The following is a 22,749-nucleotide window of genomic DNA, read 5'->3' as shown; positions in this document are numbered from 1 at the left end:
CTACAAACTTCCGGAATACAACGCCCAAGTACCTTCAATTGTTCGAGGCCTGGATGCTCCGCCGCCTGTCCGCCCCTACCGCTGCTGCGACCCTACTCCTGCTGTCCGCCTCCGGATGCGTGAAGGAGATCTCCTCGGATGAGCGGCTGGACCGCGAAACCCAGAATCTCTCTGCGAAGGAGATGCCGGGTGCGGCCGAGCTGGAGAAGCTCACCTGTGAGGACTCCACCGAGGCGCTCATCAAGGCACGCAATGTGAACCGGCCGGAGACAGACCGGCTGGTGGACTACATCGAGCTGTACTCCTCCCTCCGCAAGCGGACCGCCACGTTCGAGGATGCGATGAACCGCAACCCGGACCTGAGCTACCGCGAGGGCACCCAGCACCTGGTCAACGCCAAGGACAACTGCATCCAGCAGACGGCCGACGTCCGGGTGGAGTTCGAGACCTACATGCGGGAGCTGGTGGGCGTGCCCACCGTCCAGGAAATCAAGGGCGGCAACACCGTCACCATCGCCCGGCTCGACTTCAACACCCTGCGTCAGGCCATCGAGACGCTGGAGCCGGACGACAAGGACACGCTGCTCAACCAGGTGAACGCCGCGGAGAAGCGCGTGGCCCCGTCGACCCCCGCGGCCGATGAGTCCGCCCCCGCGTCGGGTGGTGGCCGCAGGCGCGGCCGGTAAGGACGCTCCGGCCGTTGCTGGCTGGACACCCAGGGCCCCGCCGAGAGGCGCGGGCCCTTTTTCATGGCCTCGGGACGCGGCGCGGGAGGACGGGCCGCCGCGCCCCTGGCGCCCTCCGGACTACCCGACGCGGTAGTTCGGTGCTTCCTCGGTGATGATGACGTCGTGCACGTGGCTCTCCTTGAGCCCGGCCGAGGTGATGCGGACGAAGGTGGCCTGGGTGCGCAGCTCGTCGATGGTGCGGCAGCCCACGTAGCCCATGCCGCTGCGGATGCCGCCCAGCATCTGGTGGACGTTCATCGCCAGGGTGCCCTTGTACGGCACGCGGCCCTCGATGCCCTCGGGCACCAGCTTCACGGCCTCCACGTCCGCCTGGAAGTAGCGGTCCTTGGCGCCCTGCTTCATGGCGCCCAGGCTGCCCATGCCCCGGTAGCTCTTGTAGCTGCGGCCCTGGTACAGGATGACGTCACCCGGGGACTCCTCGGTGCCCGCGAAGAGCGAGCCGACCATCACCGTGTTGGCGCCCGCGGCCAGTGCCTTGACGATGTCGCCCGAGTACTTGATGCCGCCGTCGGAGATGATGGGCACGTCGTGTTTCTGGGCCTCGCGGACGCAGTCATCCACGGCGGTCACCTGGGGCACGCCCACGCCGGCCACCACGCGGGTGGTGCAGATGGAGCCGGGGCCGATGCCCACCTTCACCGCGTCCACGCCGGCCTGGATGAGCGCGCGGGTGGCCTCGGCGGTGGCGACGTTGCCGGCGATGAGCTCGAAGCCCTGGAAGTTCTTCCGGGTGTCGCGCACGCCATCCAGCACCGCGGTGGAGTGACCGTGCGCGGTGTCCACGACGATGACGTCCACGCCGGCCTTGATGAGCGCCTCCACGCGGGCCTCGCGGTCCGCGGACACACCCACGGCGGCGGCGCACAGCAGGCGGCCCATGCCGTCCTTGGCCGCGTTGGGGTGCGTGCGGCGCTTCTCGATGTCCTTGATGGTGATGAGGCCCTTGAGCTCGAAGGCGTCGTTGACGACGAGGAGCTTCTCGATGCGGTGCTCGTGCAGCAGCTTCTGCGCGTCTTCCTGCGTGATGCCTTCGCGGCCGGTGACGAGCTTGCGCGTCATCATCGACTCCACCTTCTGGGTGAAGTTGGTCTCGAAGCGCACGTCGCGGCTGGTGACGATTCCCACCAGCCGCTGGCCCTTCACCACCGGGATGCCGGACACGCCGTGAAGGCGCATCAGCTCCAGCGCGCGGCCCAGAGGGGCCTCCGGTTCGATGGTGACGGGGTCCACCACCATGCCGCTTTCGAACTTCTTGACCTTGAGGACCTCGAGCGCCTGCTGCTCGGGGGTCATGTTCTTGTGGATGACACCAATGCCGCCCTCCTGGGCCATGGCGATGGCGGTCCGGGACTCCGTGACGGTGTCCATGGCCGCCGACAGGAGGGGGATGTTGAGACGGAGATTGCGAGTGAGCCGGGTCGTCAGGTCGACGTCCTTGGGGACGACCGAGCTCTCGCCCGGGACCAGCAGGACGTCGTCGAAAGTGAGGGCGAGCCGGATATCGGGGTTGAGCATGAGCGGCGCTCCCGTGGGCAGGTGCCCGCGGGGCACCACAGCCCGCGGGTGCGGTTCCATACGAGGTACGCTGCCCCGGCGCAACGGAGAAGGGCGCTGATTTTGACGCCCGTTCCCTCGGAGTTCGGGCGATAATCGCAACCCAGTATCCCCTCGCGGCTCAGGAACCGGGCATTGACGGAATCGAATCAGGCGGCGGTCGGGCTCGTCGTGAAGCTGCCCTTCGCGACGCCCGAGGAGTTCCTGGCGAAGTACGGGCCGAATGTGACCCGGGGAGGCATCTACCTGCGCGCACGCGCGGTGAAGCCACCGGGGACGGCCGTCACCCTGGATCTCAAGCTGGCGGGCGGGGAACGCATCATCCACGCGGCGGCTGTCGTTCACTACGTCACAGGTCAGGGCGGCCAGGGCGTCGTCGGCATGGGCCTGCGCTTCCTGAACGCGGATGCGCCCACCCGCCGGTTCCTGGATTCGCTGGTCGTCACCCTGCCCCACGCCCAATCGGATGTTCCCCCGGTTCCTCCCAATGTAGGGCCGCCGGACTACACCGTCACACCCACGGAGCAGGCGCCCGTCGCCCTCGCCTCCGAGCTCTACGCGCCGGCCCCCGTGCCAGGCAGTGGTTCAGCCGAGGCCGCCGCCGCTCCGCCGCGGATGATCTCCAACGCGGCGTTGAACCTCAGCTCGGAGGACCCGAAGCGCGCCGGTGTCGTCATCGGCATCGACCTGGGGACGACGAACTCGTGCGCGGCCTACGTCCGCAACGGCAAGCCGGGCGTGCTGCCCAGCCGCGAGGGCCACAACACGGTGCCCTCCATCATCGCCGTCAACACGCGCGGCAAGCTGGTGGTGGGCCACCCCGCCAAGGGGCAGATGCTCACCAATCCGCGCCAGACGGTGTACGGCGCCAAGCGGCTGATGGGCCGACCCTTCGCGTCCCCGGTGGTGGAGCAGCTCAAGGACCGCTTCCACTATGAGATCGCCGCCAGTGAGAATGGCGACGCGGGCGTGAAGCTGGGCGAGCACGTCTACACGCTCCAACAGATCTCCGCGCTCATCCTCCGGGAGGTCCGGGAGGTGGCGCAGAACCAGCTGGGCCACCCGGTGTCCCGCGCGGTCGTCACCGTCCCCGCCTACTACAACGACAACCAGCGCCAGGCGGTGCGCGAGGCCGGGAAGCTGGCGGGCCTGTACATCGAGCGCATCCTCAACGAGCCCACCTCGGCGGCGCTGGCCTATGGCTACGGCCGCAAGCTGAACCAGCGCGTGCTCGTCTATGACCTGGGCGGTGGCACCTTCGACGCGTCGGTGCTGGAGCTGAACGACAACGTCTACGAGGTCATCTCCACCGGCGGCGACACGTTCCTGGGCGGCATCGACTTCGACTCCTCTCTCGTCACGTACCTCCTGGACGAGTTCCAGAAGACCACGGGCCGAGCGTTCCAAGGGGACCGGGTGGCCCTGCAGCGCATCAACGACGCGGCCGAGCGCGCCAAGTGCGCGCTGTCGGAGCGCTCGGAGGTGCGGGTGCACGTCGCGTTCGTGACGATGATCGACAACAAGCCGTGCGACCTGGACGTCATGCTCTCGCGGCAGAAGCTGGTGGAGCTGACGGAGGGGTTGGTGGATCGCACCCTCCAGGTCTGCGAGGAGGTCCTCCGCGCGAAGAAGGTGACGCCGCAGGACATCGACGAGGTCATCCTCGTCGGTGGGCAGAGCCGCTTCCCGCTGGTGCACGAGAAGATCACGAAGTTCTTCGGCAAGCCGCCCAGCAAGGGCGTGCACCCGGACGAGGCCGTGGCGCTGGGCGCGGCGCTGCTGGCGCACAGCCTGGGGCAGTTGGAAGGCGTGGTGCTCATCGACGTGCTGCCCATGGCCATTGGCGTGGGCCTGCCCGGTGGCCGCTTCAAGGCGGTGATGGAGCGCAACACGTCGCTGCCGTCCACCAAGAGCTACACCCTGGCCACGCACCGCGACGGCCAGACGGAGCTGGAGCTCACGGTGTTCCAGGGCGACTCCGACAAGGCCGCTGACAACGAGTACCTGGGCACGCTGAAGCTGGAGGGCCTGCCGAAGCTCCCGCGTGGGGCCGTGCAGGTGAACGTCACCTTCGAGGTCAGCAATGAGTCGCTGCTGAAGGTCACTGCGCGCGAGGCCTCGTCGGGCCGCGAAGTGACGAGCACCTTCACCACGCGCGACACCCCGGAGGCCGTGAAGGCGCGGCTGGCACAGCTCGAGTCGGAGGCGCCGCCGGCGTCGGGTCCGGCAGCCGCGGCACGGAGCGCGGGCCACGCGGGGGCCACGGCCACGGGGCCATCCGCTCCGGTGAAGGTGCCCATGGCCACGGCCGCCGCCGCGTCGGCCGCACGGCCCGTGCTCGTTCGGCCCGCGTCTTCGCCGCCCGTGCCCTCGATTCCCACTGTCAGTGCGGCTGTTGCACCCAAGCAGAAGGGCTTCATGGAGTGGCTCAGGGGGTTGTTCGGAAGAGCCTGAAAACGCGCTCTGCGTGCCCTGCTCACACTCCGTGTCATGTGTGGTTCCGGGAATTTTCCGGTGAACCTGGCCAGCCCCTAGAAGGTCGGATTTGCCTGCTATGTAGCGCCTCGCTTCCTTCCGGACAGACGAGCGCGCTCCCATGCACGAGACTCCGCGAACCCTCCTCGAAGTCCTGACCCAACGCGCCTTCAGCGAGACGGCGCACCGGAAACAGTACGCCTTTCTCGGCGATTCAGACGGTGAGGAAGCCTCGCTGAGCGCGAGGGAGCTTCACGCGCAGGCGGCGCGCATCGGCGCGCTGTTGCAGGCACAGGGCGCGCAGGGCCAGCGTGTGTTGCTGTTGTACCCGCCGGGGCTGGACTACGTGGCGGGCTTCTTCGGCTGCCTCTACGCGGGGGCGGTGGCGGTGCCCGCCTATCCGCCGGACCCGGTGCGGCTGGAGCGCACCCTGCCCCGCCTTCGCGCCATCATCCAGGACGCCGAGGCCACGGTGGTGCTCACCACGTCCGGCATCCTCTCGCTCGCGGACTTCGTCTTCGAACAGGCGCCGGACTTCCGGGCGCTGAAGTGGCTGGCGACGGATGAGCTGCCCGCGGGCGGTGAGTCGTCGTGGATTGAGCCCCAGGTGAGCCCGGAGACGCTGGCGTTCCTCCAGTACACGTCTGGCTCCACGGGCACGCCCAAGGGCGTGATGCTCAGCCACGCGAACCTGATTCACAACCTGGGGCTGATTGCCGGCGCCTTCCAGACGGGGCCGCAAAGCTCGGGCGTCATTTGGCTGCCGCCGTACCACGACATGGGCCTCATCGGAGGCATCCTCCAGCCGCTGTTCGCGGGCTTCCCCGTGACGCTCATGTCGCCCATGTCCTTCCTCCAGCGGCCCATGCGTTGGCTGGAGGCCGTGTCCCGGCATGGCGGCACCATCAGCGGTGGACCCAACTTCGCGTTCGAGCTGTGCGCGCGGCGGGCCACGCCCGAGGACATCCAGGCGCTCGACCTGCGGGCCTGGGACTTGGCCTTCTGCGGCGCGGAGCCCATTCGCGCCGCCACGTTGGATCGCTTCGCAGAGGTGTTCGCGCCCAGCGGGTTCCGCCGCGAGGCCTTCTACCCCTGCTACGGCCTGGCCGAAGGCACGCTCATCGTCACGGGTGAGGAGAAGGGCCGCGTGCCGCGGGTGCACGTCCTGCAGGACGCCGCGCTGGGCCGCGGGCAGGCGGTCCGCGTCGAGCCCGGTTCCGAGGGTTCGAGGACCCATATCGGCTGCGGCTCCACGTTGGCCGAGCAGCGGCTGCTGATCGTGGACCCGGAGTCGCGCGTGCCACGTGCGCCGGGCCAGGTGGGCGAAATCTGGGTCTCCGGTGGAAGCGTCGCGCAGGGCTACTGGCGCAAGCCCGAGGACAGCGTGGACATCTTCCAGGCGGTCCCGGTGGGGGCGGAGGCCGGTCCGAAGTACCTGCGCACCGGCGACCTGGGGCTGCTGCTGGAGGACGGGCAGCTCATCGTCACCGGCCGACGCAAGGACCTCATCATCCTGCGGGGCCGGAACCTGTATCCGCAGGACGTGGAGAGCATCGTGGAGCGGGCCCACCGCAAGGTGCGTCCAGGCTGCATCGCGGCGTTCGCCATCGAGACTCCGGAGGGCGAGGCCCTGGCAGTGGTCGCGGAGGTGTCGCGCGACCTGGCGGAGGGCTCGGACCCGGCCGCGCTGGGCGCCGTGGCGGACGCGCTGCGGAAGGCCATTGTCGCGGAGCTTCAGGTCCAGCCGCACACGCTGGCGCTGCTGCCGCCGGGCTCGGTGATGAAGACGTCGAGCGGGAAGATCCAGCGCTTCGCCTGCCGTGCCGCCCTGGTGTCCGGCGAGCTGCCCATCGTGTGGCGCAGCGGGACGGGGGTCATCTCGGGGCCCGCGTCCCCGCCCGCGCCCGCTCCGGCCATCCAGCCCGCGCTCTCCCAGGATGCACTGGAGACGGCGCTGCGTGAGGAGCTGGTGGCGGTGCTCGGCGCCGAGGCCGTTGGACAGGACGCCAGCACGCCGCTGACGTTGCTGGGCCTGGACTCGCTGGGGGCCGCCGACCTCCAGGGCCGCGTGGAGAAGCGGCTGGGGGTGCGCGTCTCCATTGCCGCGCTGTTGCAGGACCTGAGTCTGCGGTCGCTGGCGGAGTCCGTGTCCGCGGAGGGCACGGGCCGCCGGTTGCCCCCGCTCCAGCGCCGTCCCGCTAGTGACGCGCCCACTCCCGCGTCCTTCACGCAGGAGCGGCTGTGGTACCTCCTCCAACTGGATCCATCCTGGACGTCGAACCAGATTCCGGTGGCGCTGACGCTGCGCGGGACGCTCGACGTGGCGGCGCTGGAACGGGCCCTGTCGGAGGTGCTGCGCCGGCACGAGGTGCTGCGCACCCGCTTCGCGTCCCGCGATGGCGCGCTGCTTCAGCGTGTGCAGGCGGCGGGCCCCGTCTCCCTGCCGTGCCTGGACTTCACGGGCGTGAGCGGTGACGCGCGGCAGGCGACGCTCGAAGCCCAGGCAGTGCTCGATGCGCAACGCCCCATGGACCTGGAGGCAGGCCCGCTGGTGCGGTGCTCCCTGCTGCGCTTCGGGCCGGAGGACCACGTCCTGCTGACCGTCCTGCACCACCTGGTGGTGGACGGCACGTCCGTTGCGCTGTTCATGCGCGAGCTGGCGGCCCTGTACGGCGCGTTCGTGGAGGGACGGTCGTCGCCATTGGCGGAGCCGGAGTTCCAGTACGGAGACTTCGCCGCGTGGCAGCGCGCGTACTTCACGCCGGATGCGCTCACCACGGAGCTGACGTGGTGGAAGGAGACGCTGGCCGGCGCGCCACAGTTGCTGGCCCTGCCCACCGACCGGTCCCGGCCGCAGCGGTTGTCCGTCCACGGTGCTCGTCGCCTGCGCCTGCTGCCCGCGTCTCTCATGGCCCGGCTGCATACGCTGGGGCGGCGCCAGGGCGCCACGCCGTTCATGAGCGTGATGTCCGCGCTGGCCACGGTGCTGCACCGCTGGAGCGGCCAGTCCGACTTCGTCGTGGGCACCGTCATCTCCGGCCGTGACGCGGCGGGCACTCGCGAGCTGATGGGCGACTGCACCAACTTCATCCCGTTGCGCGTCCGCCTGCCCGAAGCCGCGACGTCCGCGGACATGCTCTCCGAGGTGAAGTCGCGGATGCTGGGGGCGCTCGCGCATGGGTACGTGCCGTTCGAGCAGATTCTCGCGGCCGTGCAACAGCCTGGGGCGGAGCGGCGCGAGCTGTACAACGTGGGGTTCATCCTTGACGACTACGAGCTGCCGCGCGCGTTGTCCGTTCGCGGCGGGCTGACGCTCGACGTGTCCCTGGTGGACAACCACACGGCTGAGCTGGACATGACCTTCGAGGCGACGCACCGCCCTGAAGGCCTGCTGATTGGCTGCAAGTACTCCGCGGACCTGTTCGATGCGGAGACGGCGGACCGGCTCCTGAGTCATCTGGAGCACGTGATTCGCGGAATGGTGGAGGCGCCGGATGCGCCGCTGACCACCCTGCCGTTGATGAGCGAAGCCGAGCGGCAGCACGCGCTCCACGGCTGGAATCCCCGCGTCGATGCGCCTCCGTCCGGCACGCTGACGGAGCTCATCGAAGCGCAAGTCGAGCGCACGCCGGACGCGGTGGCGGTGGCGTTCGAGTCGGAGCGGCTGACGTACCGGGAGCTGGACGCGAAGGCCAACCAGTTGGCGCACCACCTGCGTGGCTTGGGGGTGGCACCAGAGTCGCTGGTGGGCGTGTGCCTGGAGCGCTCGGTGGACATGGTGGTGGCGCTGCTGGGCGTGCTGAAGGCAGGCGCGGCCTACGTGCCGGTGGACCCGGCGTACCCGAAGGAGCGACTGGGGTGGATGCTGGAGGACACCGGTGCGTCGGTGCTGCTGACGCACGAGAAGTGGAAGTCGGTGCTTCCGCCCAGCGCCGCGCGAGTGGTGTGCCTGGACAGCGCAGCGGGAGAAGTGGCGAAGCAGCCAGTGACGAAGCCGTCGGTGCGAGTGGGCCCGGAGTCACTGGCATACGTCATCTTCACCTCAGGAAGCACGGGGCGTCCGAAGGGGGCGATGAATGCGCACGGGGGCGTCGTCAACCGGCTGAAGTGGATGCAGGAGGAGTACGGGCTTAACGGCACGGACGTGGTGCTGCAGAAGACGCCCTTCAGCTTCGACGTGTCGGTGTGGGAGTTCTTCTGGCCGCTGCTGGCGGGGGCGAAGCTGGTGGTGGCGCGGCCTGGTGGCCACCAGGAGCCGGCGTACCTGGTGAAGCTGATGAAGGCGGAGGGCGTGACGACGGTGCACTTCGTGCCGTCCATGCTGCGCGCCTTCGTGGAGGAGCCCGGGCTGGAGGGGCTGGGAAGCCTGCGGCGAGTGGTGTGCAGCGGCGAGGCGTTGAGCGCGGAGTTGGTGAAGAAGGCGTACGCGCGGCTGCCCGCGCCGGTTGGGGTGCACAACCTCTACGGGCCGACAGAGGCAGCGGTGGACGTCACGTACTGGCCCTGCCCTCGTGGCGAGGACTTCCACCGGGTGCCCATTGGCCGGCCCGTAGCCAATACGGTGCTGTACGTGCTGGACGTGCACGGGCAGCCGGCGCCGGTGGGCATTCCGGGCGAGCTGCACATTGGCGGCGTGCAGGTAGGACGCGGGTACTGGCAGCGGCCGCAGTTGACGGCGGAGCGCTTCATCCCCGACGCCTTCAGCGGCATTCCGGGCGCGCGCCTGTACCGCACCGGAGACGTGGCGCGGTGGTTGCCGGACGGCACGCTGGAGTACCTCGGCCGGGCCGACTTCCAGGTGAAGCTGCGCGGCTTCCGCATCGAGCTGGGTGAAGTCGAGGCCGCGCTTGCCGCGGACCGGGCCGTCCGCGACTCCGTGGTGCTGGCTCGTGAAGATTCGACGGGTGACCAGCGGCTGGTGGCCTACGTCGTCCTGGACGATGCGGCGGCGCAGGAGGTCGACGCGTCCTCTCAGTGGCAGGCCATCTATGACGAGGCCTACGCACGCGAGACGACGGAGAGCGAGGACCCGACCTTCAACATCGTCGGCTGGGAGGACAGCTACACCGGCGAGTCGCTTCCGCCCGCGCAGATGCGTGAGTGGGTGGACACCACCGTGGCGCAGATCCTCAGCTTCCAGCCCAAGCGGGTGCTGGAGCTGGGGTGCGGCACCGGCCTTCTCCTGTACCGGCTGGCGCCTCGCTGCGAGGCCTACTGGGGCGTCGATTTCGCCCGGCCCGCCCTGGACCGCATCGAGCGCCAGCGTGAGCGCATGGGCGGTGCTCTCGACTCCGTGCACCTGCTGCATCGGAGCGTGGATGACTTCTCGGGCCTGGAGCTGGGCTCGTTCGACACAGTCGTCATCAACTCAGTCGTCCAGTACTTCTCCAGCCCTGAGTTCCTGCTCGACGTGCTTCGCGGAGCCGTGCGCGTCCTGAAGCCAGGGGGCCGGGTGTTCCTGGGCGACGTGCGGAGCCTGGAGCTGCTCGAAGCCTTCCGTGCCTCGGTGCGCCTGCATCGGACCGCGGGCCCCGTGGCCACGTCCCAGTTCGCCTACCGCGTCCAGCGCGACATCCTGGCGGAGAAGGAACTGGTCCTCTCCCCTGCCTTCTTCACCGCCCTGCCAGAGCGCATCCCGGGCATCCAGCGCGTGGAGGTGCTGCCGAAGCACGGGCGCTACGACAACGAGCTCAGCCGCTTCCGCTACGAGGTCATCCTCCACGTCGGCGATGCCGCCAAGACTCCCGCCCTGAGCACGAAGCCGGACTGGGTGGATGGTGCCGGATTCACCCTGGACGGACTGCGCGAACAACTGAGCGCACGGCCCGGACTGCTGGCCGTGCGGGGGCTCCCCAACGCGCGAGTCCTGGAGTCCACTCGGCTCGTTGAACTGCTGTCCGCCACGCCTCCGCCCACGGTGGCGGGTCTTCGCGAGGCCCTGCATGACTGGCCGGGGCCCCGCGGCGTGGAGCCGGAGGACCTGTACGTACTCGGCTCGGAGCTCGGCTACGAGGTCCGGGTGAGCTGGGCCTCCGCGCACCGGGATGGTGCGCTGGACGTGGTGTTCGCGCGCCCCGATGAGGTGGGCACGCTCGACCTGTCCCCCGAACCCAAGCAGGTCACCTCCTGGGATGGCCTTGCCAGCGATCCGCTGCGCGGGGCTCGGAGTGCACAGGCGGTGAGCCGTCTCCGCGACGCGCTGGCGGACAAGCTGCCGCCGCACATGGTGCCCTCGGCCTTCGTGGTGCTGCCCGCCCTGCCCTTGTCTCCGAATGGCAAGGTCGACCGCAAGGCACTGCCCGCGCCGGAGGCCGAGCGCCTGGGCGCCGCGGACGCCTTCATCGCGCCCCGGACGCCCACCGAGGAGAAGGTGGCGCGCATCTTCGGTGAGATTCTGGGCCAGTCCCGAGTCGGCGCGAACGATGACTTCTTCGCGCTGGGGGGCCACTCCCTGCTGGCCACGCAGGTGGTCGTGCGCGTGCGCGCGCAGCTCAACACGGAGATCTCGCTGCGGACCCTGTTCGACGCGCCAACCGTGGCCCGTTTGGCGGAGCGCATCGAATCGCAGGTCCAACGGGCCGACGCACCGGGTGTCCCGGCACTGGTCCCGTTGGAGCGCGGTCCGTCCGCTGACGAAGGACTGGCGGCGTCCTTCGCGCAGCAACGGCTCTGGTTCCTGGAGCAGCTGCACCCCGGGCAGGCTGCCTACAACCTCCCTGCGGCCCTGCGGCTGACGGGACCGTTGGATGTGGAGGCCCTGCGGCGCACCTTCCTGGCAGTGGTCCGTCGTCACGAAGCGGTGCGCACCACCTTCGTCACGCGCGAGGGCCAGCCCGCCCAGCGCATCCACCCGGTGCCGGCTGCATGGCCGCTGCCCGAGGAGGATCTGCGCGGCCTGGAGCCCGAGGCCCGCGACGCGGCCGTGCAGGCCCGGATGGCCGAAGAGGCCCACCACGCCTTCGACTTGGAGAAGGGGCCGTTGCTGCGCACGGTGCTGCTGCGCACCGGCGCGGACGAGCATGTGCTGCTGCTGTGCATGCACCACATCATCTCGGATGGCTGGTCCATTGGCGTGCTGGTGCGGGAAGTGGCCGCGCTCTACGGGGCGCTGTCTCAGGGGCGAGAGGCCGCGCTGCCCGCGTTGTCGGTGCAGTACGCGGACTACGCCGCGTGGCAGCGGCGCGTGCTGGAAGGCCCGGCGCTGGCGCCGCAACTGGACTGGTGGCGCTCACGCCTCGAAGGCGCTCCCTCGCTGGAGTTGCCCACCGACCACGCGCGTCCCCCGGTCCGTAGCGGTCGGGGCGCTTCGTACTTCTTCACGCTGTCCTCGGAGCAAGTCGCGGGCCTGGAGCGCGTGGCGTCGGCCCATAACGCCACGTTGTACATGGTGCTGATGGCGGGCTGGCAGGCGCTGCTCGCGCGTTACTCCGGGCAGACGGATTTCTGCGTGGGCACGTCGGTGGCTCATCGCACACGGCCCGAGCTCGAAGGGCTCATCGGCTTCTTCGTGAACACCCTGGCGCTGCGCGCGAACGTGGACGGCGATCCACGTTTCGATGAGCTGGTGGCGCGAGTCCGCGAGGAGTCCCTGGCGGCCTTCGCGAACCAGGACGTTCCCTTCGACCGGCTGGTGGAGGTGCTGGGCGGCCAGCGCGACCTGTCGCGCACTCCGTTGTTCCAGGCTGCCTTCGTCCTCCAGAACGCCCCCATGCAGCCACCGACGCTGCCGGGCATTGTCGTCGACGTGCTGCACACGGGCACGGACACGGCCCGGTTCGATGTGACCGCCTTGCTGGTCGAGCGTGGCGGGCGGCTGGAGGGCGAGCTCGAGTACAGCCTCGACCTGTTCACTCCGGAGACCGCGCGCCGCATGGTGGAGCACTTCCAGCGGCTGCTCCGCGGCGTCGTGGAGGACGCTTCACGCCGCATCAGCGCAGTGCCGCTGTGGAGCGAGGCCGAGCGCCACGAAGTGCTCGTGGCCTGGAACGACACGGCTGCGCCCTACCCCGCTGACACCACCGTTCATCAGCGCTTCACGGAGCAGGCGCTGAGGACTCCGCAGGCCATCGCTGTCGAGCATGAGGGCCGCACGCTCACGTATGCGGAGCTGGATGCGCGCTCCAACCAACTCGCGCACCACCTGCACTCGCTGGGCATTGGCGCCGAATCGCGCGTGGGCGTCTTCCTGCACCGGGGCCTGGACTTGCTGGTGGGCCTGCTGGGCATCCTCAAGGCGGGCGGCGCCTATGTGCCGCTGGACGCTTCGTACCCCGCGCAGCGGCTGGCCTTCATGGCCGAGGACTCCGGTGTAGCCGCCATCCTCACCGAGTCCGCGTTGGAGGATGAGCTGCCCGCCGGTTCGCAGCTCATCGTGGTTCTGGATGAGGAATGGGCGCGGATTGAGCGCCAGCCTTCGACGCCCGTGACGGGCGGGCTCGCGAGTCCCGACCAGCTCGCGTACATCACCTACACCTCCGGCTCGACGGGAATGCCCAAGGGCGTGGCCATTCCGCACCGGGGCGTGGTGCGCCTGCTCATCGGCTCTCGCTTCGTGGATTTGGGGCCGTCGGAGGTGGTGCTGCAACTGGCGCCGCTGGCCTTCGACGCGTCCACCCTGGAGATTTGGGGTGCGCTGCTGCACGGGGCGCGCCTGGTGCTCTACCCGCAGCGCACGCCGGACCTGGCGGAGCTGGGACAGGCATTGGTGCGGCACCAGGTGTCGGTGCTCTGGCTGACGGCGGCCCTCTTCGAGCAGATGCAGCAGCACCAGCCGGAGGCTTTGGGCACGGTGCGTCAGTTGCTCGCTGGTGGCGACGTGCTCCCAGCGCCTCGCGTCCGGGAGCGGCTGGCGCAGGGCGTCGGGCTGGTGAACGGCTACGGCCCCACCGAGAGCACCACCTTCACTGCGTGCCACCGGATGGCGCCGGGTGAAGCAGTGGGTGACTCCGTCTCCATTGGACGGCCCATCGCGAACACCCAGGTGTACGTGTTGGATTCGGCGATGCAGGCGGTGCCTGTGGGTGTCCCGGGTGAGGTGCTCATAGGTGGCGACGGACTGGCCCGGGGCTACCTGGGCCAGCCCGCGCTGACGGCCGAGCGTTTCGTGCCCAATCTCTTCGGGCCTCCGGGGACTCGGTTGTACCGCACGGGAGACCGTGCGCGTTGGCGGGCGGACGGCACGCTCCAGTTCCTGGGCCGCGTGGACTTCCAGGTGAAGCTGCGGGGCTTCCGCATCGAGCTGGGTGAAGTCGAGGCCGCGCTGCGCAATCACTCCGCGGTGGAGACGGCGATTGCCGTGGTGCGCGAGGACATCCCGGGGGACCGGCGGCTGGTGGCCTACGTGACGCCGGAGAACGTGGACACCGCGGCCCTCCGGGAACATCTGCGCCAGCGGCTCCCCGAGTACATGGTGCCCAACGCCGTGGTGGCGCTGAGCACGCTGCCCCTGTCTCCGAACGGCAAGGTGGACCGCAAGGCCCTCCCGGCTCCGGACCTCGTCGGTCTGGGGGCTGAGGACTTCGTGGCGCCCCGAACGGAGCTGGAGCAGCAACTGGCGGTCCTGTTCAGCGAGGTGCTCGGCCTGGAACGCACGGGCCTGAACGACGACTTCTTCGAACTGGGAGGTCACTCGCTGCTGGCCACCCAGGTCGTGACCCGGCTGCGCGCCCAGCTTGGCGTGGACCTGCCGCTCCGCACGTTCTTCGAGGCCCCCACCGTGGCGCGCCTCGCCGCGCGCCTGGAGTCGGCGCCGCGAACCAGCACTTTGCTTCCCTTGGAGCCCCTGCCCCGGCCGGCCCAGGGCGACGCGACCTTCGACGTCTCGTTCGCGCAGCAGCGGCTCTGGTTCCTGGATCAACTGCAGCCCGGACAGTTCACCTACAACGTGCCTGCGGCATTGCAGTTGAAGGGGCAGTTGGACGAGGAGGCGCTGCGGCGCACCTTCCTGGAAGTGGTCCGCCGTCACGAAGCGGTGCGCACCACTTTCGTCATGCGCGAGGGTCAACCGGCCCAGCGTATCCACCCGGCGCCCGCCGAGTGGCCACTGCCCGTCGAGGACTTGAGTGGCTTGGAGCCCGACGCCCGTGACGCGGTCGCGCAGGCCCGCATGGTCGAAGAGGCCCACCGTGCCTTCGACCTGGACAAGGGCCCGCTGCTGCGCACGGTGCTGCTGCGCACGGGGCCGGACGTGCATGTGCTGCTGCTGAGCATGCACCACATCATCTCGGACGGCTGGTCCATGGGCGTGCTGGTGCGGGAAGTGGCCGCGCTCTATGAGGCGCTGTCGCAGGGCCGTGAGGCCGCGCTGCCAGCGCTGACGGTGCAGTACGCGGACTACGCCGCATGGCAACGACGTGTGCTGGAAGGCCCGGCGCTGACGCCGCAGCTGGACTGGTGGCGCTCACGGCTCGAGGGGGCTCCCACGTTGGAGTTGCCCACCGACCACCCGCGTCCGGCGGTGCGCACGCTTCGCGGGGCCACGCATACGTTCACGCTGCCGCCTTCCCTGGTGGCTGGGCTGGAGCGCGTGGCCTCGGCCCACAACGCCACGTTGTACATGGTACTGATGGCGGGCTGGCAGGCGCTGCTCGCTCGCTACTCCGGGCAGACGGACTTCTGCGTGGGCACGCCGGTGGCTCATCGCACGCGGCCCGAGCTCGAAGGGCTCATCGGCTTCTTCGTGAACACCCTGGCGCTGCGCGCGAACGTGGACGGCGATCCTCGTTTCGATGAGCTGGTGGCGCGAGTCCGCGAGGAATCCCTGGCGGCCTTCGCGAACCAGGACGTTCCCTTCGACCGGCTGGTGGAGGTGATGGGTGGCCAGCGCGACCTGTCGCGCACCCCGTTGTTCCAGGCCGCCTTCGTCCTCCAGAACGCCCCCATGCAGCCGCCCACGCTGCCGGGCCTGGTTGTCGACGTGCTGCGCACGGGCACGGACACGGCCCGGTTCGACGTGTCAGCGTTGCTGGTCGAGCGCGGCGGGCGCCTGGAAGGCGAGCTCGAATACAGCCTCGACCTGTTCACACCGGAGACCGCGCGCCGCATCGTGGAGCATTTCCAGCGGCTGCTCGAGGGTGTCGTGGAGGACGCTTCACGCCGCATCAGCGCGGTGCCGCTGTGGAGCGAGGCCGAACGCCACGAAGTGCTCGTGGCCTGGAACGACACGGCTGCGCCCTACCCCGCCGACACCACCGTTCATCAGCGCTTTATGGAGCAGGCCCGGCGCACGCCGGAGCGTATCGCGGTGACCTTCGAAGGCCGTTCGCTCACCTACGCGGAGCTGGACGCTCGTTCCAACCAGTTGGCCCGGCACCTCGTGTCCTTGGGACTGGAGCCGGAGGCCCGCATTGGCGTGTGCGCGGCGCGCGGGTTGGAGCTGATCATCGGGGTGCTGGGGGCACTCAAGGCCGGTGGCTGCTACGTGCCGTTGGACCCGTCCTGGCCCGTCAAGCGCCTGGAGCATGCGACCTCGACGGCGCGTCTGTCCGCGGTGTTGACGTGGCAATCGCTGCTGCCCTCCCTCGAGGACGGCCCGTGGCATGTCGTGGCGCTGGACGCGGATGCGGCGGACATCGCCCGTCAGTCCCCGGAGGCCGTGCAGGTTCCCGTGGTCCCAGAGGGACTGGCGTTCGCTACCTTCACCTCGGGGTCCACGGGAACGCCCAAGGGCGTGGCCCTGCCGCATCGGGGCTTGCTGCGGCTGAGCGAGGGCTCCCGCTTCCTGACCCAGGCGCCCGAGGAAGTCACCCTTCAGCTCTCGCCTCTGGCCTTCGACGTCTCCAGCATCGAGCTGTGGGGCACGCTGCTGCACGGCGGCAAGCTCGTCGTGTACCCGCCCGGGACGCCCGAGCCGGACGCGGTGGCCCGGCTCATCGTCGAGCACAAGGTGTCGTGGCTCGTCCTGGCGACGTCGCTCTTCGACCTGTTGCAGCAGCACCAGCCCGAGGCCCTGGCGCGAGTGCCCAACCTGCTGATGGGCGGCGAAGCGATGCCAGCCCCCCGTGCGCGGGAGCGGCTGGCGCGGGGTGGTGCCCTGACCAACGGCTACGGGCCCACCGAATGCAGCACCATGGCCACCCGGTTCACACTGTCGCCTGGGGACTCCGTGGGCCGCTCCGTCCCCATTGGCCGGCCCGTCGACAACACCGAGGTCTATGTCCTCGACCCGGCGCTGCGTCCCGTGCCAGTGGGCGTGCCGGGTGAGCTGTGCCTGGGAGGACCGGGCCTCGCGCGCGGCTACCTGAACCGCCCGGACCTCACGGCCGAGCGCTTCGTGCCTCACCCGTTCAGCGCCACCCCCGGAGCCCGGCTCTACCGCACGGGTGACAGCGTCCGCTGGAGTCCGGACGGCGTGCTGGAGTTCCTGGGCCGGTTGGATCACCAGGTGAAGGTGCGCGGCTTCCGCATCGAGCTGGGTGAAATCGAAGCCGTGCTGCGCGCCCATCCCTCTGTCGCCGAGGCCGCGGCCGTCGTGCGCGAGGAAGCCTCCGGCAGCAATCGCGTGGTGGCGTATGTCGTTCCCCCGCAGGCGGATGTGGCTCCGCTGCGTGAGTACCTGCACCAGCATCTGCCGGACTACATGGTCCCGTCGGCGTTCGTCGGACTGGACGCCTTCCCGTTGACGCCGAATGGCAAGGTGGACCGCAAGGCCCTGCCGGCTCCGGACCTCGGTCTGGGGGCGGCGGACTACGTGGAGCCTCGAACGGAGCTGGAGCAGCAACTGGCGGCCCTGTTCCGCGAGACGCTCGGTCTGGAACGCGTGGGCCTGAACGACGACTTCTTCCTCATGGGTGGCCACTCGCTGCTGGCCACCCAAGTCGTGACCCGGCTGCGCGCGCAGCTCGGCGTGGACCTGCCGCTCCGCACCTTCTTCGAGGCCCCCACCGTGGCGCGCCTCGCCGCGCGCCTGGAGTCGGCGCCGCGGACCGGCACCTTGCTTCCCTTGGAGTCCCTGCCCCGGCCGGTCCAGGGCGAGGCGACCTTCGACGTCTCGTTCGCTCAACGCCGCCTGTGGTTCATTGAGCAACTGCATCCCGGACAGGTCACCTACAACATGCCCGCGGCCTTGCGGCTCACGGGACGGTTGGACGAGGAGGCCCTGCGGCGCACCTTCCTGGAAGTGGTCCGCCGTCACGAAGCGGTGCGCACCACTTTCGTCACGCGCGAAGGTCAACCGGTCCAGCGCATCCACCCGGCGCCCGCCGAATGGCCGCTGCCCGTGGAGGACTTGAGCGGCTTGGAGCCTGGCGCCCGTGACGCGGCCGTCCAGGTCCGCATCGCCGAAGAGGCTCACCACGCCTTCGATTTGAAGCAGGGTCCGCTGCTGCGCACGGTGCTGCTGCGCACCGGGCCGGACGTGCATGTGCTGCTGTTGTGCATGCACCACATCATCTCGGACGGCTGGTCCATGGGCGTGCTGGTGCGGGAAGTGGCCGCGCTCTACGAGGCGCTGTCGCAGGGCCGTGAGTCCCCACTGCCAGCGCTGACGGTGCAGTACGCGGACTACGCCGTGTGGCAGCGGCGCGTACTGGAGGGCCCGGCGCTGGCGCCGCAACTGGACTGGTGGCGCTCGCGGCTCGAGGGCGCTCCCACGTTGGAGCTGCCCACCGACCATGTGCGTCCCGCGGTCAGTAGCGCCAAGGGCACTTCGTACTTCTTCTCGCTGTCCGCGGAGCTGGTGGCTGGCCTGGAACGAGTGGGCTCGGCCCACAACGCCACGTTGTACATGGTGCTGATGGCGGGCTGGCAGGCGCTGCTCGCTCGCTACTCCGGGCAGACGGACTTCTGCGTGGGCACGTCGGTGGCCCATCGCACGCGGCCGGAACTCGACGGGCTCATTGGCTTCTTCGTCAACACCCTGGCGCTTCGCTGCCGGTTGAACGGCAATCCGACCTTCGCCGAGCTCGTGACCCGTGTCCGCGACGAGGCCCTGGGCGCCTTCGCCCATCAGGACGTGCCGTTCGAGCAGCTCGTGGATGCCGTGGGAGGTGAGCGCGACCTGTCCCGGACGCCGCTGTTCCAGACGCTCTTCGTGCTCCTGAACTCGGACCTCATCCAAGCGCCGTCGCTTCCGGGGCTCCACGTCGACGTGTTGCCAAGCGCGACGGACACGGCCCGGTATGACTTGACGCTCGCGATGAGGGCGCGCGGCGGCGAGTTGGAAGGCCAGTTGGAATACAGCCAGGACCTCTTCAACGCGGACACCGCCAGGCGAATGGTGGAGCACCTGCGGGTGCTGCTGTCGGCGGTGGTGGATGGGGCCGGTTCGCAGCGGCTCAGTGCGCTGCCCATGATGGAGGCCCAGGAGCGCCAGCAGGTGCTCTCGACCTGGAATGCCACCCAGGCCGCCTATCCGGTGGACGCGACCGTGCCTTCGCTCTTCACGGAGCAGGCGCTGAGGACTCCGCAGGCCATCGCCGTCGAGCATGAGGGCCGCACGCTCACGTATGCGGAGCTGGATGCGCGTTCCAACCAGGTCGCGCACCACCTGCACTCGCTGGGCATTGGCGCCGAATCGCGCGTGGGCGTCTTCCTGCACCGGGGCCTGGACTTGCTGGTGGGCCTGCTGGGCATCCTCAAGGCGGGCGGCGCCTATGTGCCACTGGACGCGTCGTACCCCGCGCAGCGGCTGGCCTTCATGGCCGAAGACTCGGGTGTGGCCGCCATCCTCACCGAGTCCGCGTTGGAGGACGAACTGCCCGCCGGTTCGCAGCTCATCGTGGTTCTGGATGAGGAATGGGCGCGGATTGAGCGCCAGCCGTCGACGCCCGTGACGGGTGGGCTGGTGGGCGCAGAGCAGCTCGCATACATCACCTACACCTCCGGCTCGACGGGGATGCCCAAGGGCGTGGCCATTCCGCACCGGGGCGTGGTGCGCCTGCTCATCGGCTCTCGCTTCGTGGATTTGGGGCCGTCGGAGGTGGTGCTGCAACTGGCGCCTCTGGCCTTCGACGCGTCCACCTTGGAGATTTGGGGCGCGCTGCTGCACGGGGCGCGCCTGGTTCTCTACCCGCAGCGCACGCCGGACCTGGCGGAGCTGGGACAGGCGCTGGTGCGGCACCAGGTGTCGGTGCTCTGGCTGACGGCGGCACTCTTCGAGCAGATGCAGCAGCACCAGCCGGAGGCTTTGGGCACGGTGCGTCAACTGCTCGCCGGTGGTGACGTGCTCCCGGCGCCTCGAGTCCGGGAGCGGCTGGCGCAGGGCGTGGGGCTGGTGAACGGCTACGGCCCCACGGAGGGCACCACCTTCACTGCGTGCCACCGGATGGCGCCGGGCGACGCGGTGGGTGACTCCGTGTCCATCGGACGGCCCATCGCGAACACCCAGGTGTACGTGCTGGATTCGGCGATGCAGGCGGTGCCTGTGGGCGTCCCGGGTGAGGTGCTCATCGGCGGCGATGGACTGGCCCGGGGCTACCTGGGCCAGCCCGCGTTGACGGCTGAGCGCTTCGTGCCCAATCCCTTCGGGCCTCCGGGGGCTCGGTTGTACCGCTCGGGAGACCGTGCGCGTTGGCAGGCGGACGGCACGCTCCAGTTCCTGGGCCGCGTGGACTTCCAGGTGAAGCTGCGGGGCTTCCGCATCGAGCTGGGAGAAGTCGAGGCCGCGCTGCGCAATCACTCCTCGGTGGAGACGGCGATTGCCGTGGTGCGCGAGGACATCCCGGGGGACCGGCGTCTGGTGGCCTACGTGACTCCTGAGGGCGTGGACACCGCGTCCCTCCGGGAACATCTGCGCCAGCGGCTCCCCGAGTACATGGTGCCCAACGCCGTGGTGGTGCTGGGCACCCTGCCCCTGTCTCCAAACGGCAAGGTGGACCGCAAGGCCCTTCCAGCTCCGGACCTGTCGCCCACCGAAGACACCCAGGCGGCGGATCTGCCCCTGCTCCAGCAGCAGTTGGCGGCGTTGTTCCGGGAGGTGCTGCACGTCGAGCGGGTGCGGCCTCACGACGACTTCTTCGAACTGGGAGGCCACTCGCTGCTGGCCACGCAGTTGGTGACGCGCATCCGCGCGGCGCTCGGCGTGGAGGTCCCGCTGAGGACGCTGTTCGAGGCGCCCACGCTCGCGGGCCTGGCGGAGCGCATCGAAGCGCTGATGATGCAGGCGTCGCGCGCGGCGATGCCTCCGTTGCTGCCCGTGCCCCGGGATTCGGCGCTGCCCTTGTCCTTCTCGCAGCAGCGCCTGTGGTTCCTGGCGCAGCTCCAGAAGGGACATGCCGTCTACAACGTGCCCTTCGCCCTGAAGCTGTCCGGGGCGCTGGACGTGGACGTGCTGCGGCGCACCTTCGCCGAAGTCGTGGCTCGGCACGAGGTGTTGCGTACCTCCTTCTCCTCGACGGAGGGACTGCCCACGCAGCACGTCCAGCCGGCGCCAGAGGTCTGGGACCTTCCGGTGGAGGACCTGTCCTCGCTCGAGGGGCCGGCTCGCGACGCGCGCGTGCGGCAGCGGATGACGGAGGAAGCCCGCTTCCCGTTCGACCTGTCCGTCGCGCCTCTGCTCCGCACCGTGCTGCTCCGTCTGGACGCGGACGAACACGTGCTGCTGCTGTGCTTGCACCACATCGCATCGGACGGCTGGTCCATGGGCGTGCTGGTGCGTGAGGTCGCCGCGCTCTACGCCGCGCTCAGTAAGAACCAGCCGACTTCCCTGCCGCCCCTGCCTGTGCAGTACGCGGACTTCGCCGCGTGGCAGCGGCAGTGGGTGCAGTCGCAGGGCATCCAGACGCAGCTGGCCGAGCTGCGGACTCACCTCATGGGTGTTCCCGCGCTGGAGTTGCACGGCGACCTGGGCCGGCCCGCGACCCGCACCGTGCGTGGCTCGAGCCACTTCTTCGCGGTGTCGGCGGAGCTGGCGGAAGCCCTGAAGAAGGTGGCTCGTGACCAGGGGGCCACGCTCTTCATGGTGCTGCTGGCGGCCTATGAAATCCTGCTCTCCCGCTACTCGGGACAGAAGGACTTCTGCGTGGGCAGCCCCATTGCCCACCGCACCCAGTCCGAGCTGGAGCCCCTGATCGGCTTCTTCGTCAACACGTTGGCCCTGCGGGCCCGCTTGGACGGGGCGCCGACCTTCGCGGAGCTGGTGTCGCGCGTCCGAGAGGAGTCCCTGGCGGCCTACGTGCGCCAGGACGTGCCGTTCGACCGGCTGGTCGAGGCCGTTGGCGGCGAGCGCGGTGGCGGCAAGACGCCGCTCATCCAGGTGATGTTCGCCCTGCAGAACGCGCCCATGCAGCCGCCGTCGCTGCCCGGCGTGACGGTCGAGCAGATGCGGTCCAGTACGGACACGGCCCGGCTCGACCTCACCCTGTCGCTGATGGAGCTGGGCGATGGGAGTCTGGAGGGAGGGCTGGAGTTCAGCCTGGACCTCTTCACACCCGAAGCGGCGATTCGACTGACACGGCACTTCCAGACACTGCTGGAAGCGGTCGTGCGCGATCCGCAGACGCGCATTCAAGCGCTGCCGATGCTGCCTGACGACGAACAGCAGCAGGTGGTGAAGGGCTTCCAGGGACGTGAGATGGCGCCCGCTTCGGAGGCGACCATCCACGCGCTGATGGAGGCGCAGGTGGCGCGCACGCCGGACGCGGTGGCAGTGGCGTTCGAGTCGGAGCGGCTGACGTACCGGGATCTGGACGTGAGAGCCAACCAGCTGGCGCACCACCTGCGTGGCTTGGGGGTGGCACCAGAGTCGCTGGTGGGCGTGTGCCTGGAGCGCTCGGTGGACATGGTGGTGGCGCTGCTGGGCGTGCTGAAGGCGGGCGCGGCCTACGTGCCAGTGGACCCGGCGTACCCGAAGGAGCGTCTGGGGTGGATGCTGGAGGACACCGGGGCGTCGGTGCTGCTGACGCACGAGAAGTGGAAGTCGGTGCTTCCGCCCAGCGGCGCGCGAGTGGTGTGCCTGGACAGCGCAGTGGGAGAAGTGGCGAAGCAGCCGGTGACGAAGCCGGTGGTGCGAGTGGGCCCGGAGTCACTGGCGTAC

4 protein-coding genes (1 of these 4 cut by a window edge) are annotated in these 22,749 nt (G+C 69.6%); 3 read left to right on the top strand and 1 reads right to left on the bottom strand.

The window, feature by feature from the left end; translation table 11 throughout:
- The first annotated feature begins 38 nt into the window (after nt 1-38).
- Entirely contained in the window at nt 39-686 is a 648-nt protein-coding gene (locus FL344_RS07940; protein ID WP_141618080.1) for a hypothetical protein, read from the top strand.
- Between the two features lie 120 nt (nt 687-806).
- Here FL344_RS07940 and guaB read toward each other — a convergent pair whose 3' ends face one another.
- Nucleotides 807-2,264 carry an IMP dehydrogenase gene (gene guaB, locus FL344_RS07935; protein ID WP_141618079.1) on the bottom strand — a complete coding sequence of 486 codons (1,458 nt, stop codon included), beginning with the start codon at nt 2,262-2,264 and terminating at the stop codon, nt 807-809.
- 174 nt (nt 2,265-2,438) lie between these two features.
- Between guaB and FL344_RS07930 the strand changes: the two genes are divergently transcribed.
- Both FL344_RS07930 and FL344_RS07925 read left to right on the top strand, forming a co-directional pair.
- On the top strand, nt 2,439-4,757 hold the full coding sequence (locus tag FL344_RS07930) for a TIGR02266 family protein (RefSeq protein ID WP_141618078.1): 2,319 nt from the start codon (nt 2,439-2,441) through the stop codon (nt 4,755-4,757).
- Between the two features lie 142 nt (nt 4,758-4,899).
- Nucleotides 4,900-22,749, top strand: partial view of a non-ribosomal peptide synthase/polyketide synthase gene (locus FL344_RS07925; RefSeq protein WP_141618077.1) — the 5' portion only. 28,335 nt of this gene lie beyond the right edge of the window; 17,850 of the gene's 46,185 nt are visible here — the first part of the coding sequence; the start codon lies at nt 4,900-4,902; its stop codon lies off the right edge, out of view.

It is taken from the genome of Myxococcus sp. AB036A, assembly GCF_006547355.1.
GTDB classification, from domain to species: domain Bacteria; phylum Myxococcota; class Myxococcia; order Myxococcales; family Myxococcaceae; genus Myxococcus; species Myxococcus virescens.
The sequence above is the reverse complement of the archived record's forward strand: the minus strand, read 5'-3'. Positions and strand labels throughout refer to the sequence as shown.